16 protein-coding genes are annotated in these 13,932 nt (G+C 67.0%); 2 read left to right on the plus strand and 14 right to left on the minus strand.

Translation table 11 applies throughout. The features are described from left to right. Window positions 1-105: 105 nt before the first annotated feature. From OG607_RS42000 to OG607_RS42050, 11 genes are all read right to left on the minus strand, one after another. Window positions 106-1,020, minus strand: coding sequence for an endonuclease/exonuclease/phosphatase family protein (locus OG607_RS42000; RefSeq protein ID WP_405735104.1), 915 nt, complete (start codon window positions 1,018-1,020; stop codon window positions 106-108). Further along, a complete protein-coding gene (locus OG607_RS42005) occupies window positions 1,017-1,931 on the minus strand; it encodes an endonuclease/exonuclease/phosphatase family protein (protein ID WP_405735106.1) in 915 nt (304 codons plus the stop codon). The genes OG607_RS42000 and OG607_RS42005 overlap by 4 nt, the downstream gene beginning before the upstream one ends. A 64-nt stretch (window positions 1,932-1,995) precedes the next feature. Beyond that, window positions 1,996-3,249 (minus strand): acyl-CoA dehydrogenase family protein, encoded by a 1,254-nt coding sequence (locus tag OG607_RS42010; RefSeq protein ID WP_405735108.1) that lies wholly within the window; start codon window positions 3,247-3,249, stop codon window positions 1,996-1,998. A gap of 54 nt (window positions 3,250-3,303) precedes the next feature. Beyond that, window positions 3,304-3,852: a GAF domain-containing protein gene (locus tag OG607_RS42015; protein ID WP_405735110.1), complete on the minus strand. Its 549-nt coding sequence runs from the start codon at window positions 3,850-3,852 to the stop codon at window positions 3,304-3,306. Further along, the gene (locus OG607_RS42020) at window positions 3,849-4,460 is read right to left on the minus strand and encodes a GTP-binding protein (protein ID WP_405735113.1); all 612 of its coding nucleotides are present in this window, start codon (window positions 4,458-4,460) and stop codon (window positions 3,849-3,851) included. The genes OG607_RS42015 and OG607_RS42020 overlap by 4 nt, the downstream gene beginning before the upstream one ends. Then, the gene (locus tag OG607_RS42025) at window positions 4,450-4,836 is read right to left on the minus strand and encodes a DUF742 domain-containing protein (RefSeq protein ID WP_405735115.1); all 387 of its coding nucleotides are present in this window, start codon (window positions 4,834-4,836) and stop codon (window positions 4,450-4,452) included. Before OG607_RS42025 ends, OG607_RS42020 begins: the two co-directional genes overlap by 11 nt. Before the next feature lies 1 nt (window position 4,837). Further along, window positions 4,838-5,317 (minus strand): roadblock/LC7 domain-containing protein, encoded by a 480-nt coding sequence (locus OG607_RS42030; protein ID WP_405735117.1) that lies wholly within the window; start codon window positions 5,315-5,317, stop codon window positions 4,838-4,840. A 73-nt stretch (window positions 5,318-5,390) separates the two neighbouring features. Then, window positions 5,391-7,067, minus strand: a complete 1,677-nt coding sequence (locus OG607_RS42035; protein WP_405735119.1) for an ATP-binding protein — start codon at window positions 7,065-7,067, stop codon at window positions 5,391-5,393. A 355-nt stretch (window positions 7,068-7,422) separates the two neighbouring features. Further along, window positions 7,423-7,965 (minus strand): DUF6624 domain-containing protein, encoded by a 543-nt coding sequence (locus tag OG607_RS42040; RefSeq protein WP_405735121.1) that lies wholly within the window; start codon window positions 7,963-7,965, stop codon window positions 7,423-7,425. Window positions 7,966-8,087: 122 nt separating this feature from the next. Then, window positions 8,088-8,282, minus strand: a complete 195-nt coding sequence (locus tag OG607_RS42045; protein WP_405735123.1) for a hypothetical protein — start codon at window positions 8,280-8,282, stop codon at window positions 8,088-8,090. Further along, on the minus strand, window positions 8,282-8,962 hold the full coding sequence (locus tag OG607_RS42050; protein ID WP_405735125.1) for a hypothetical protein: 681 nt from the start codon (window positions 8,960-8,962) through the stop codon (window positions 8,282-8,284). The genes OG607_RS42045 and OG607_RS42050 overlap by 1 nt, the downstream gene beginning before the upstream one ends. Window positions 8,963-9,792: 830 nt before the next feature. On the opposite strand from OG607_RS42050, the gene OG607_RS42055 reads away from it, so the two are divergent. Together OG607_RS42055 and OG607_RS42060 are read left to right on the plus strand one after the other, a co-directional pair. Continuing rightward, window positions 9,793-10,245: an ATP-binding protein gene (locus OG607_RS42055; RefSeq protein WP_405737426.1), complete on the plus strand. Its 453-nt coding sequence runs from the start codon at window positions 9,793-9,795 to the stop codon at window positions 10,243-10,245. A 6-nt stretch (window positions 10,246-10,251) separates the two neighbouring features. Next, a complete protein-coding gene (locus OG607_RS42060; protein ID WP_405735127.1) occupies window positions 10,252-11,286 on the plus strand; it encodes an aldo/keto reductase in 1,035 nt (344 codons plus the stop codon). A 128-nt stretch (window positions 11,287-11,414) separates the two neighbouring features. Here OG607_RS42060 and OG607_RS42065 read toward each other — a convergent pair whose 3' ends face one another. Genes OG607_RS42065 through OG607_RS42075 form a run of 3 tightly spaced genes read right to left on the minus strand, consistent with a single transcriptional unit; the run spans window position 11,415 to window position 13,932 of the window. Then, the gene (locus tag OG607_RS42065; RefSeq protein WP_405735129.1) at window positions 11,415-12,140 is read right to left on the minus strand and encodes a 2'-5' RNA ligase family protein; all 726 of its coding nucleotides are present in this window, start codon (window positions 12,138-12,140) and stop codon (window positions 11,415-11,417) included. Continuing rightward, window positions 12,137-12,652 carry an NUDIX domain-containing protein gene (locus OG607_RS42070; RefSeq protein ID WP_405735130.1) on the minus strand — a complete coding sequence of 172 codons (516 nt, stop codon included), beginning with the start codon at window positions 12,650-12,652 and terminating at the stop codon, window positions 12,137-12,139. The genes OG607_RS42065 and OG607_RS42070 overlap by 4 nt, the downstream gene beginning before the upstream one ends. Beyond that, window positions 12,649-13,932 carry a hypothetical protein gene (locus OG607_RS42075; RefSeq protein WP_405735132.1) on the minus strand — a complete coding sequence of 428 codons (1,284 nt, stop codon included), beginning with the start codon at window positions 13,930-13,932 and terminating at the stop codon, window positions 12,649-12,651. Before OG607_RS42075 ends, OG607_RS42070 begins: the two co-directional genes overlap by 4 nt.

Below are 13,932 nucleotides of genomic sequence, written 5' to 3' on the forward strand. Positions count from 1 at the left end.
CGGACCAGGTCAGGGACCAGGTTCCCGAGCCGTCTCCTGTGCCGACCGGCGCGACCCTCGGCCGACAGCGTCGGCGTCGGCCGAGGTGGTGCTGAGAGCGACTGGTCACCCCGGCTCCCCGGTGGCCCCTCGGGCAAGGACGCCGGCGAACTGGTCGCTGTCGAGGGTGAAGCGCAGGATGTGGTGGTCGGAGAGGTCTTCGTCGACTTCGATCACCTCGAATCCCAATACTGCGGGCAGCAGCTCGGGGGTGAGGTAGGCGCGGTCGACCCGGCTGTCCGGCCCGTGGGTGTCGCAGGCGTTGACGGTGCGGGAGAGCGCGGCCGGGGCGCCGTGCGGGGCGGTCGCCCAGTAGAGCGCTACGTCCTTGAGCCCAGCCATGCGGAAAGCGGCGTCGGGGCGGGTGTCCGGTACTTGGGTGCCGGACGGCCCGGCGTAGGAGCGGTGCAGGCGATGCGGTTCGTTCTTGATGGAGGCGAGGTCCGGCAGGGCCGGATCACCCGGACCGCCGGGTGTCGGGTAAGAATTGTTGTCGCCGGCGAGGAACGCGGGCAGCGTGACATGGGTGCCGTCGGCCGTGCTCCATCCCTTGTCCGCCCACGTGGTCAGCCACTCGCTCTCCAGAAGCCGTTGCGTGGCACTGGCGTAGTTGAGGTGGTAGGAGACGGCGTTGAAGGGAAGGGCCTCGGGGCCAGCGTCCTCGTAGCGGAGCGTGAGGGCGGTGGGCGGGAGGACCCAGTGTGGTCCTCGGCTCTGCGACCAGTCCCGGACGACGGAGAACTTCGCCGGGTTGAAGAAGACGGCCGTGCAGGAGCTCTCACCGAGGACGCCCTGCAGGCGGAGCGCGCGGGCCTGGTCGTTGAAGATCGTGCGTCCGTTGGCGTCGGCATCCCAGAGTTCCTGGCGAAAGACGATGTCCGGGTTCAACGCTTTCAGCTTCTCGTCGCCGGCGCGTCGACGGCGGGAGTCGCTCTTGCCGTTGTTCTCGAAGTTCCAGCAGAGGAGGGTGACGGTGCTCATGCGCGAGGTGCTCCTTGGCTGTCACGGGAGTTGGGGCGTTCGTCGTGCGGCCGGTACATCGCGGGGGTGCTGTGCAGGACCGTTCGCAGTCGTGCGTGGTCGAAGGCGGCGCGGAGGGGGAGGTGGTCAGACAGGCGCCGCAGCTGTGGGGTGTCGCAGACGGCGTAGCTGTTCAGGGCAGGGGCGAGCTCGGGGCTGACGTAGCCGCGGTCGATGCAGTACCGGGCACCGGAGGGTCGGCCGGGGTGGTCGCGGTAGCCGGAGCTGGCGGCCGTGGCGTCGGGCTGTTGAAGGTGCTCGGCCGCGTGGCGGGCCATCTCGATGTAGCCGGCGGCCAGCAGTTCGCGGTCGGGACGGACGTCGGTGTGCCGACGGCCGTTCTCTTCGTACGTGCGGTTGGCGACGAAGGCGTCGTCCGCGTAGCTCTGCCACGTGATGTCCGTGCCGACGCGGTAGCTATTCCAGTCGCCGAACAGCACGGCCAGCCAGCCGGGTTTGGCGAGGGTTGTGCACCAGCGTGCTTCGTTCAGCCGGATTTCGGGCGACCAGTAGCAGGTGTGCACGCTGACGCAACTGATCTGCCGAGGGCTGAGAGTGCCGTCGGGGTCGCGGAGCCGGACGGCGATGTTCGCCGGGGCGTGCCACGGTGCCCAGGCCTGCGGATAGTCCTCCGTGAACACCAGCGGCCCGCCACGGCGAACGAAGATCGCGTTGTCGTTCGAGCTGCCCGGCAGGGGAACGGCGACGTAGCCGTCCATGTCGAGCAGATCTGCCAGCTGGGCGAGCTGGCCCGGCTGCACCTCCTGCTGGAAGAAGAGGTCGGGACGCTGCTCCCGGATCCAGCGGGCGCCCGCCTCCAGGTTGATGCCCTTCTCCAGGTTCCAGTTCAGTGCGGTGATCGTTTCGGTCATGCCGCGTGGGCCTTTCGACGGTGGGATGAAGGAACGGACTAAGTCGAGGGCGTGGAGGGCTGGTTCAGAGGTGTTCGGGACTCGTGGACGGCCATGTCAGTCGGCCGGGGCTGTGGCCGCGCGTCCCTGGCGAGGCGGTGGTCGCGGGGGCAAGGCGTTGTGACCACTGGCCGCGGGAGGCTCCCAAAGCCTTCTGTGCGAGGCGGTGCAGCTGGATGTCGCCGGTTCCGGCGGGTGCGTAGGTGTGGAAAGCGTCGCGGACGAGGCGTTCGAGCGCTCGGTCGGTTTGCAGGCCGGCGGCCGCGTGGATTTCCATCGCGGTGCGAGCGGAGTCGTTTGACGCTTCGACGTTGAGGTGTTTGGCGTTGATCAGGTCCTCGTCACAAGGCTGGCCCTGATCGAGCAGGTGCACGGCGTGGTAAGCGGCCAGCTGCGCGGTCATGAGCCGGGACTGCATCTGTCCAACCTTGTGCTGGATCGTGGGGAGGTCGGCCAGCGGGCCGCCGTACCGTTTGCGTTCCAGCACGAAGCTCGTGGTCTCTTCGATGATGGCCTGGTGGAGGCCGAGGGCTACGGCGGTGAGGTTAGGTCTGCCATACAGGATGCTGGAGGAGTAGGCGATGGCCAGGCCGTCGCCGATGTCCCCGACCAGGTTGGCGGCCGGTATTCGGCAACGGTCCAGGACGATCTCGCCGAAGGAGAAGCCGTGCAGGCCCATGGCCCGCCGGTGGGGGGTGAGGGAGAAGCCGGGTCGGTCGGCTTCGACGAGGAACGCGGACAGGCCCTTGGAGCCGCGTCCGGTGCGCACGACGATGCCGTGCAGGTCGCCGAGGTGGCTGTTGCCGACGTAGACCTTGCGGCCGGTGAGCACGTAGTCCTTGCCTTTGCGCCGGGCTCTGGCCTGCATGCCGAGGACGTGGCCGCCGGATCCGGGCTCGGTCACCGCGATGGTGGGCAGGCATGATCCGTCGGCGATCCGGGGCAGCCAGTTCCGTTTCTGCTCCTCGCTCCCGAAGTGGATGATTTTGGCGGTGCCGAGCATGGACGCCTGCGCTATGGCGCCCATGGCGCCGCTGACGCGCGAGAGTTCTTCGATGATGAGGGTCTTGGCCAGGTGGCCGGCGCCCATCCCGCCGTGCGAGGCGTCGATGGTCACCCCGATCCACCCCTGTTTGGCGATCAATGCTGACAGCTCACGTTCAACGGACGCGGAGGATTCCATCTGCTCCACGCTAGGCGCGACTTCGGCCTGTGCGAAGGCCCTCACCTGCTGGCGAAGGCGCTCGTGTTCTTTTGTCAGATATGACGCGGCGGACATTCCTCTTCCCCTGCCTCTCGGGCGTCTGCCGGCTCGCCCGGCAGAGGCTTTCCGCTACTGCGGTACGTGGGGTGTGCGCTGGTGGATGAGTTCCATGAGTGCGTCCCGGCGGGCCTTGATGAGCGCGAGCATCGGCTTGCCGGATGCGCGGGGGAGTTCGAGGGTGCCCACGACGCACACGGTCCCCAGCACGGTGCCGGTGGGCTCGTGGACGAGCTTGGCCCCGGCGTAGGTGCGGATTCCGATCTTGTCGACCACGGGATTGCTGGCGAACCGGGGGGAGTCCAGGACGTCGGGAAGGACCAGCGGCGCCTCGCGTTCGATGGTGGCCGGGCAGTAGCCGTGGTCCAGCGGCATGCTCCGGTCCACCTCGGGGAAGTCGCCCTCCGGTGAGCAGTACAGGCCGGCGAAGAGCTGCCGGTCCTTGAACAGGTTGACCATGCCGTAGGGCAGACCGGCTTCCTGGGCGAGTTCGGCCGCGAACGCGTCGAACTCCGGGTCGGGAGCACCGAGCCCGAGGTCGTCGAGCACCTTGATCCGCTGCGCGCGTCCAGGGTCGGCGGAGGGGACGTAGAGGCTGGATTCGGCATCGAAGACGGTCATGTGTGGGCTCCCAGAGCAGTGGCGGGTTGGTTGTTCCGGGCGGTGGACAGGGCGTATCGGACCAGGGTGATCAGCACGGAGACTGCGGAGCGGGTGTCGCGGGCGTCGCACAGCAGAACGGGGACGTCCTCTGGCAGTTCCAGGGCCTGGCGGACTTCGCCGGAGGTGTAGTCGTAGGCGCCGTCGAACTGGTTGACCGCCACCACGAACGGTCGGCGGTGTTTCTCGAAGTAGCTGACTGCGGTGAAGCTGTCCTGCAGCCGGCGGGTGTCTGCCAGGACGACCGCGCCGATGGCCCCGTGGGACAGGTCGTCCCAGGTGAACAGGAACCGCTCCTGGCCCGGTGTGCCGAACAGATACAGCACCATGGGCTGCGGCTCGTCGAAGGTGACGCGGCCGAAGTCCATGGACACCGTCGTGGTGGTCTTGGCCGCTACTCCGTCCAGGTTGTCGGTGCTGCTGCTGGCGGTGGTCAGGTACTCCTCCGTGGTCAGCGGGGGGATCTCGCTGACCGCTCGGACCAGGGTGGTCTTGCCGACCCCGAATCCGCCCGCGACCACGATCTTCAGCAGGACCGGGACCGTGGCGGGGGCGTGGTCAGGCGACATCGGGGAATTTGTGGCGTAGGCCGGCAAGGACTGCCTCCAGGACCTGCGGGTTGTTGGCGGGGTCAGAGACGGTGTCGGGCACCGCGATAATCAGCGCGCCGGAATCGATCAGATCCGACAGAACGATCTTGGTGACCTGGACGGGCTGCTGGAGCGTCGCGGCGATCTCGGCGACCGACCGCCGCTCGCGGCGGCACAGTGCGAGGGCCTGCTCGGCCTCCGGGCCGAGGCCGCCGGGAGGCGGCGTGCGTCCTGCCGCCAGCAAGGAGACCAGGCGCATCGTGTGCCGGGGCCGGGTCCGTCCGCCGGTGACCGCGTAGGGGCGAACGTCCTGCTCGTCCTCGTCGCTCCACGCGCCTTGATCGAGGGCCGCCATCTCACTGGCCGTCGCCGGAGGGCGCGTCGCTGTGGCGGGTGGGAATCACCAGGTGCTCGGCGACGCTCTTGAGCAGGATCGCCATCTCGTATCCGACCATGCCCGCGTCCGCCTTCGGCCCGGCCAGCACCCCCAGGAGCGTGCTGGCCGTCCTGGGATCAGCGCCGAGTTCCCGCAAGGTCTGCTCGGGGAGGCCGTCGACGCTCATCACGAACATGAACGCGGCGTCGTGCTCGATGACTACCTGCCGCACGTGCCCCTCGGGGGAATCGTTGATCTCACCGATGCCCCGGGACAGGGAGTGCAGGCCGGACATCAGCGCGGCCGTCTTGTCTGCCTGGTTCGTCGTCACTCCCGCGAACGACAGCTTCAGTCCGTCACGCGAGGCCAGGATGGCGCTGTCCGTTCCGGGAACCCGCCGGACGAAGTCCTCCAGCAGCCACCCGAGGCCCGTGTCGTTCGCAGTCGTACTGTTGGTCATCACAATCTCCGTAGGTGGGGGGCCTCGGCGTGGGGGGCCGAGCCCGAGTCGATAGGTGCCGTGGTGTCCGGCGTCAGTCCGCGGAACCACTGGGTTGTGGCGGGTGGGGGTCGGTCTCCTCGACGCCGCGACGGACACCGGCGGTGTAGCTGGCCATCAAGCCCGCAGTAGCCGGACGGGCCGGTGTTGCTGCGCCGTGCCGCGTGGTGGGAGCTAGTGGATCCGCCGTCTGAGGCGCGGCGCTTCTCTGCGGAAGAGCCGGCCTGCTGGCGTGCTGCGTGCCGTGTTCCGCAGCGGGCCCGACGTTGGGTTCCCCTGGTGAGCCTGTGTTCCTGCGACGCTGTGGCAGCCGGGCAGCGTCCGGCTCGGCCACCAACGTGTCCCTTTGACCGGGTCGTGCAGTTGGTGTCGCGGCAGGGGCTGGCTCATCAGGCAGGGAAGGGCTGACCATCGCGCCCGATCCGGAAGCCTCCGCGGTCAGGACGGCCCCGGCAGGGCCCGACTGCGGTGCTAGCGGCTTCGGCCGCTCAGGTGCGACGAGCAGACTGTGGGGCAGGACGACGAGCGCCTGCGTGCCGCCGAGAAGATTCGGCCGCAGTTCGATCTTGATGCGGTGCCGCTGCGCGAGCCGCGCGGCGACCAGCAAGCCGATCTGCCCGGACTTCAACTGGTCGCGCAGGTTCACGTCCTCCGGAGCGGCCAGCAACCGGTTCATCTGCGCCATCTTCTGCGGCGACATTGGCACGTTGCCGCGGTCCTCGACCTCGATGGCCAGGCCCGCATGCACTTCACTTGCCCGCATCAGCACCTGCGTCGTCCCCGGGGAGAACCTAGTGCCGTTCTCGACCAGTTCGGCCAGCAAATGGATCACGTCGGGCCCCGCATATCCCGGCAGAGCCAACTCCAGCCGCGAGTGAGGTACCCGGACCCGCTTGTACTGCTCGATCTCCGCGACCGACTGGCGCAACACCGTCGACACCAAAATCGGCTTGATGACCAGACGTGGTGTCTTGCCGCCGAGCACCGCCAGGCTCTCCACCGCGCGCCGGGTCTGGGTCACCAGATGATCGATGACGAACACGCCGTGCAGGAGATCGGGATCCTCCACGACGTTCTCCAGAGCCGACAGCGCCGCCAGTGTCCGGCTGACCAGGGTGTGCAGGCGCTGAGCGATGTACACCAGCACCTCAGCCTGCTCAGGCCCGATGCGCCCCGTCGCATCGGGCCCGGCAGCAGCATTGTCTGCGGGCTCACCAGGGGGCTGCTGTCGCGCAGCGGCAGCAGCGACGGCCTGAAGCGCCTCGTCTTTCACCTGGCGAAGGACGGTCGCGAAGTCGGCGAACACGTCACCGGTTCGGCCTTCCGCCACGGCCAGGTCAGGGACGGAAGGACACTCGCCGCGATTGATCTGCTCCAGCATCCAGGCGATGCCCTTGCGCCCGTCGGTGACCACCGACTCGTAGTACAGGAGCCATTCGCCCGTCCTCTTCTGGCTCTCTTGGTATTCGGTCCGCTGCCGAGCCAGTTCGCGGTCAAGGTGTTCCCCGATGGCCCGTGCCGCCGAGATGGCTCCGCGATCACCGGCGAACACCACCACGCCGCACCCCAGCGCGGCCACCACCGCGGTCCATTCCCGCGGGAGCCCCGCGAGGACGTGCACCACCCACGCCGCACACAGCCACGCCATCACCGACACGGCACGCACCGCCGAGAGGATCCGCAGCCCTGACCGAAGGCCCTGCTCAGTCATCGGGCCGCCGGCAGAAGACATACCTCGCCGCCGGCCGTGGCGGTGCTCGGCAGGAACGGAAGGAGACAAGCGGTCAGACATCAGCATCCTCGGGAACGGCGGTGGTCGTCAGGGGAAAGGAGCCGCGCGCAGACCTGGCCAGTTGACAGCCCGGGACGGGCTGACCAGATCGGATCTTCAGCAGGTGGGCAGCGAAGGAACAGGGCCTCGGAACACGGGCCTTAGCCGTCACCGACGCGGAACGGCCTACCGTCCCGGAAGTGTGCCCCGATGACCCGTCCCAGCCGGATGCCACCCACGCCCTCCAGGCCCATGCCAGGAGACACGGCGGCGGCGTGCGCGGAAGGAACCGCGCTCACCACTGCGGCCTCCGAATCAGCAAGCCGGCTCCGCCCCGGATCCGGGCGTCGTACTCGGCGAAGGGCCCCAACCCCACCCTCCTGCGACGGACGTCCAGCCGCTCGGGATCCTCCACCCGGTGCAGGACCAGCTGCCCGTCCCGCATCCGGTACTGCGTGCCGTACACCTGGGGCTGCCCGGCATGCATGCGACACCGGTCGGTCAGGTACGCCAAATGCTTCAGCGAGGCTTCTCCCAGCTTCGCGGCCCCGGAAAGCAACAGAAGGGCCCACCGCTGGAATTCACGGTCTGCGTCGGCGTGCTGGGCGATGATCCACGCCGCCTCCGCAGCCTCCTCCCCGACAAGGGAGACACCGGGCCATCCGTACTGCTGGAGAATTCCAGCCAACACTGCGGTGTTCGCTCTGTCGACAGCGACAATCGCCGCCACCTCGGCTGCGGTTGTCGGCTCTCCGCCTGCGCGAGCCTCATCGTCGGCTCGCTTACAGCGCAGCAGCGCCAGACGGATGTCCGGCCACAGCGAACCCTCGCCGTTCACGTCGTCATCTCCTAATCCGGGACAGTGGGTGGATGCGGGCCACCGGGGCGCAACCTGCGGGCCTTCACGGCTGGGGGTGGCCGTGCGGCCCGAGGCGGTCGTTTGCACCCCGGCGGCCGGTCTTAGGGGTCGAACTTGCCGATCGCGCGTGCGATGTTGTTCGTGAGATCGCGGATGGTCGGCGCGAGTGAGGAACTGGCCAGGTAGAAGCCCAGTAACGCGCAGACGATGGCATGGCCGGCCTTCAGACCGCCCTTCCGCACCAGGATCAAGACGGTGACCAGGAGCAGGAGGGCAGCGGAAATGGACAGGGCCATCAGGAAGTTCCGCACCGCGTGAGATGGATCGCGTGGGAGACCTCCACGAAGTCCGTGAGCACGACCTCGTCCTCCGGTCGCGGCGGCAGCAGCCACATCCGGCCGGCACAGTCGGGGTACGACCAGCCATCACTCGGGCAGGACGTGTCGAACGGCCGCACCGACAGCCCAGGGCCCAGCGGAAAACCCGTCCAGGGCGTCACTGGGATGTGCACCAAGCCGTGCACGGTGCAACTCAGAACCGGCCCCACTAACACTCCTCGAACCTGCATCGACTCAAGCGCGAGCAGGTCGAGCTTTTGGTTCAATGACAGAACATCCCAGTGCAGACCCCCGGTCAGGGCGGCCGGGCGAGGGCGATCGCCCGGGCGGACCCGCCAGAGAGCGGCGGCGAGTTTCATGGACAGCTCCGTCAAGCAATGTGGTGGGGGGAAGAGCTGGTTAGCCAACGCGCGCCACGGCTCGTCACAGGACACGGCACCATCCATGAACTCGGCTGGCTCTCGGGGCCTGCAGCGGGAGACCACCACAAACCCGGGAGATGGCATCTCCAGGGCGACGAAGAAACGTTGCACCTCGACATGACTCCGAACCTGCACTGACAAAGCGTTCTCATCGGCCCGCTTGCAATGCAGCAGTTCTAATTGGATGTCTGGCCACAGCGAACCCTCGCCGTTCACGTCGTCATCTCCTATTCCGAGGGCCAGTGGGGGTGGATGCGCGGACCTCCGCGCCCGACTGCGAGGACGGGGTGGCTCACAGCCGGGTGCGCAAGTCCACGAAGTTCCCTCAGCGTTAGCCCATTGACAGGTCCCCTGATCTGAACTGCTTTCCGGTAGGGAGCAAGTGCCGACCGAGGCGTTTCCTCGGGCCGGGTAGAAGTCGTGAGGACCAGCGTCGCCGTTCAGCTGTGTCGTTCGGTAGCCGAAACGGTCCCCACTTCTCCCCACTTCACCGAGCCGACCACGGCGAAGAGAGCACCTATGGCGCAACCCCAAGCAGACATCAAGGGAGAATTTGGACATCACCTGCAGACATAATCTGCACAGAGGTAGCAGTACGACTGGGCGTTCCAGTGGCGCCCCACTTCACCCCACTTCACCTGAACCGGTTGACAGGCCGTGCCCGCTGCGGTAAATCGACCCAGATCGAAGTCGAATCCAAATCCGCTCGCACTGCGGCGAACATCAGCACCATGTCAGTCGTAGCTCGCGCGACCGGCTTCTCCCCTCAATCAGGCATTGCTCTTGACCGTTGGCGTTGTGTGGCGGGAGATGCTCCCCGGCACCATCGTCTACCGAACCCACTTTCGAGCTGTGCAACAGAAGCCGACCTATGCCCGTTTCTCCACTCGCGGGGAGCGAGTGCAACTGGCCAAGGAAAGTGGGGAGAAGTGGGGGCCAGTTTCGGTACCGCTGGGGTCGTCGAATGGTCCACCGTGTTCATCAGGACCTTGTTGGTCCACGCCCCTGGGCGTCTCGAATGCAGCAAGGAGACGAGGGTGCTGCCCATGCTCATCCCTACCACCAGCTCGACGTGTGCTTCGGGCCGCCACGGCGAACCTCTCGCGCACGCCGCCATCGACCTCACCGGTTTCGCGGCTCCGCAGCGAGCCGCACGCGGTTTAGTGCGTGACGCCCTCTCGGGGATCGCCAATCAAGACTGGGTGGATGACGTGACCCTGGCGGCCGACGAACTGGTTGGCAACGCCTATCAGCACGCGGGGGCGGCCGGCGAGATGGGGATCGCGCTCGACCTGTACGTGTGGGGAGCCACAGTGCAAGTCAGTGACGGTGGTGCCGACGCCGGGGCCGTCCCCGACCCGCCGAAGGTCACTGATGAGCAAGCGGAAGGCGGTCGTGGGCTTTTTCTGGTGGACAGTTTGGCGACGGCCTGGGGAGTGCTGGCGTCCAGCACGGGCAAGATCGTCATCGCAGTCTTCCTCCACCAAGCGGCCGGGTAAGCGCCGATGATCCTTCCTGATCTTCCCCCACGGCGCCTGTGCAGGGATCTCCTTCTCCACCCCCTGGGCATCGGCAGTGGCACCTCGCGGTGGATCTCCCCTTCGTCGAGCCTGCTGGACGACGGGCAGGTACTTGATGGGCTGCGGCGCGCGGTGGAGCTGGGAGCATCCTTTGTGGATACCGCCGACAGCCACGGTGACGGGCACGCTGAGCGGCTGATCGGCAAAGTGCTCCGGGAGTATCGCGGCCACCATGTTCAGGTCGCTAGCAAGTTTGGAAGCTTGCGCGGCTCGGCGGTGCACCCGTACGCCGGCCCCCGGGTCCGGCACCAGCTCGAGCAGACGTTGGAGAATCTGTACCTAGAGGAACTGGCCGTTTACACCCTGGACTCCTACGACTTCGGCCCAGGAGACCGGTATCTCGACTCTGCGGTTGAGCAGATGCACGCTATGCGAGAACTCGGGCAGATTAAGGCCGTCGGTCTCCGAGGCCCCACCTCCACTGACCCCATGCCGACTGTCCACCGCTTCCGTGAACTATTTGACCTGATCAGGCCAGACGTTGTCTGGACGCAGGCCAACGGTCTGCTCCCTCCTGCGGTCCTGGAAGGAGGGGAAGACCTGTGTGCGTTCACTGCGCGACATGGGGTGGGCCTTGTGCTCGCTTCCCCGTTGGCGCATGGGCTCCTTACCGGAAGCCGTAGCCCAGCGGAATTGGCGGCCCTTCGGATTTGCGGCAGTCACCACGCGGACTTGGCAGCCGCCGTGATTGCCGGCGGACTGGAAGAACTGGCTGATCTGTTCGGGCGCGCTCCCGGAACGCTGGTGCGCCTGGCCCTTCGCTCGTGCCTTCAGAGGGCCGCCAACGCGGTCGTGACCGTGGGTGTCGCCGATGAACAGCACGTCGATCGGTACTTCAGCTGCCTTGGTGCGCCCCTCTCTGAGGATGAACTCGCCCAGGTCGAGGACGTGTTCGCGCATATGCGAATCGGCTTACAAGGAATTTCCGGAGGCTTTCCCGTTGCCGACATGCGCGTGTGAACCTACGTGCACGTCGCTCAGCGCGCGATCGCCATGCTCTCGTGACTTCCGGCTCGCCAGGTGAGTGCATCGGCTCAAGTGCCTCAACTCCAGCGCCATTGAGTAGAGCGAGAGGGGTGAGCGGCGACTCACCCGATGAGGGGCACGGTTTTGATCACGTCCCAGCGGTAGGCCGCACCTTTTCTACTGATCTGCACCAGATCAACCGATGTAACAAACAGTGGCACAGCCGACGTATGTCGCAACTCCCGCACGGCATCTACGACGGGCGTGGCCGGACGGGGACGCGGGTTGTAGGCAACTCCGAGATGCGGCCTGTAATCAGATGTTGGAGGCCCGCCAGGAACTCCAATGCGCTGGCCAAGGTCGGCCAGGGCGGCGTGCAGCGCCACCAGCGGCTTCCATGGCGTGAGGGTGTAGCGCACCGCGCCTCGGGAGCCAGCCAGAGGGTGGGCCAGCAGGTGGAAAGGCTTCACTGCCAGGCCAGCAGCAGCCTCCCCAAGCCGATCCAGAAGCGACGGCCCGATCTGGGAGGATGAACCTACCTTGACGACAGTGATGTGCAGACCGTCGGCTGGGATGGGATCCATGCCCAGATGGTCCAGCTGTGCCTGGCACTCAGCCGTTCGGCTGGCTAGTAGTGGCGAGCCGAAGCCGGTGATCAGCCAGTAGAAATGATGCTGTCCCTGTGCCCAATCGGGGCGCGCCCAGTGGTCGACCATCCGGTCCAGCCCGGCGAATGCCGCCCAGTCGTGCTCGACGATCAGGCCCGGATTGTCTAGATCCCCCGGTGGTCCGATTGGGAAAGAGGTGCCCGCCGCCAGCGCTGTCAGAGGTGATCGTTCACCGCTCACCAAGGAGGAGCCCCATTCTGAAGGTAGCGCGGCAGCCCGTCGTCCAGGGCCCGGAGCGCCTGCTCGGCGCGCGCACGCTGCCGGGTGGGGAGAAGCCGCAAAGCCTCATCGATGTCGAAGAAGCGGTGTTCCGACAGTTCGTCGTCCTGGGTGGACAGCTGCGCAACCCGCTCCGACGACAGGTCACCGGCGTCGAATACGAACCCGAGAAGGTCGTCCCAGGGGCCGTGCGGCGCTACCCAGTCGACACAGAGAAGACCGCGTACGTGGACATTGAGGCCAAGCTCCTCGCGGAGTTCCCGGCGAACGGTCTCCAGCGGCGTCTCGTTCGCCTCGGCCATGCCCCCGGGCAGATCCCAGCCTTCCTTGTACGTGGGATTTACCAGGAGTAGACGTCCTCTGTCGTCCCTGATCAGGGCGTCGGCGACCACCCGCTTCCGGGCCTGCCTCGCGTTCCCCTCAGCGAGGTAGGCATCGCGCCCGGGATCTCCCGGCTTGGGTGCGGCGGTCATGCCTGGGGACCTTCCGGGAGAGCGAGACTGGCGAGCAGCAATCTACGGTGCTGGGCGACGACGGCCATGCGGTCGAGCAGATCACCTACGGCCCCGACGTTGCGATAGGGCGTGAATTGCCGCCCCAAGTCGGCGAGCTGGTGACTGATGCGCAGGGAGCCGAGTGACTGGCACGCTCCCAAGAGGTCGTTTCCGACGGCGCAGGCCGCCTCCAGATGACCCTGGGCGAGGAGGATTTGGGTCAGCGCGATCTGACCGAACACCCGGCTGCGCGCCCGTCCTGCATCTCGCAGGGCCAGCGCCCGTTCCGCTTCGCGCGCCGCTGCCGGTAGCACGCCGAGGTCAAGAAGCGTGGATGCACTCTCGCTCGATAGCGCGGCTTCGTCGAAGGGGGCCACCCATTCCGGAGCGATCGACGTGCCTGCACGGCCGAGTTCCTCGTGGGCGGCCTCCAGGGCGCGCTGCGCATGTGTCGCGTCGCCGAGCCGGGCGAGCGCCCGAGCCTCCATCGCGTGGAGCCGGGAGGAAAGCATTGGCACTGGGGAGGACTTGCTGATGCGATCCAGACCGCCGCGGGCCAGATCGGCGGCCTCACCAGCGTGGCCGCTCTGCAGCGCCAGATGACTCATGCCGACCAGGATATTGGCGGCGACCGAGGCGTCGGTTACTGTCTGCCCGAGCCGCAGCGCTCCGGCGAAGTGGCCGCGCGCCAGATCATCGCGGCCCGAGTCGTGGGCCATCCAGGCCGCCATTTCGGTGAGTACGGCTGCCGCGCAGAACGCCTGCTCGCCGCTCGGCTGTTCCTCAGTGCCGAAAAGCCCGGGGGCGACCACCGTGCGAAGGTAATGCATCACCGATCGGTAGACATGCCCGCCGCCTAGCTGGCGGTCTGCCAATCGGAAGGAGTCCATGGCAGCGAGATGCGGCGATATCTCCATAGCCGACCCGGTGCTCCCGACCTCCTGGATGACGGGGACGACATTTGCCTCCCCAGCGACCACTGCCCCGTCTGCCGGGTCCGGGGGGCCGAACAGTACCTCTGCAGGCTCTCCAAGGAGATGGCCCAACACCCTGCATGTAGGTGCCCGGGGCAGCCCCTTGATGTCTCCGATCACCCATCGGTCGAAGGCTGAGCGGGAGACGAAGACGGAAGCGAGCCCAGGGTTGTCGTCCAACTGGGCCACTTCCTTGGCGGCACGCTTGTAATGGAGGCAGAACGTCTCGTAGATGTGCAGATGCCGTTCCTGGATCAGCTGCTGGAAGCGAGTCGCCCTGCGCAT

The organism is Streptomyces sp. NBC_01537, from assembly GCF_045040445.1.
Taxonomy (GTDB): Bacteria; Actinomycetota; Actinomycetes; order Streptomycetales; family Streptomycetaceae; genus Actinacidiphila.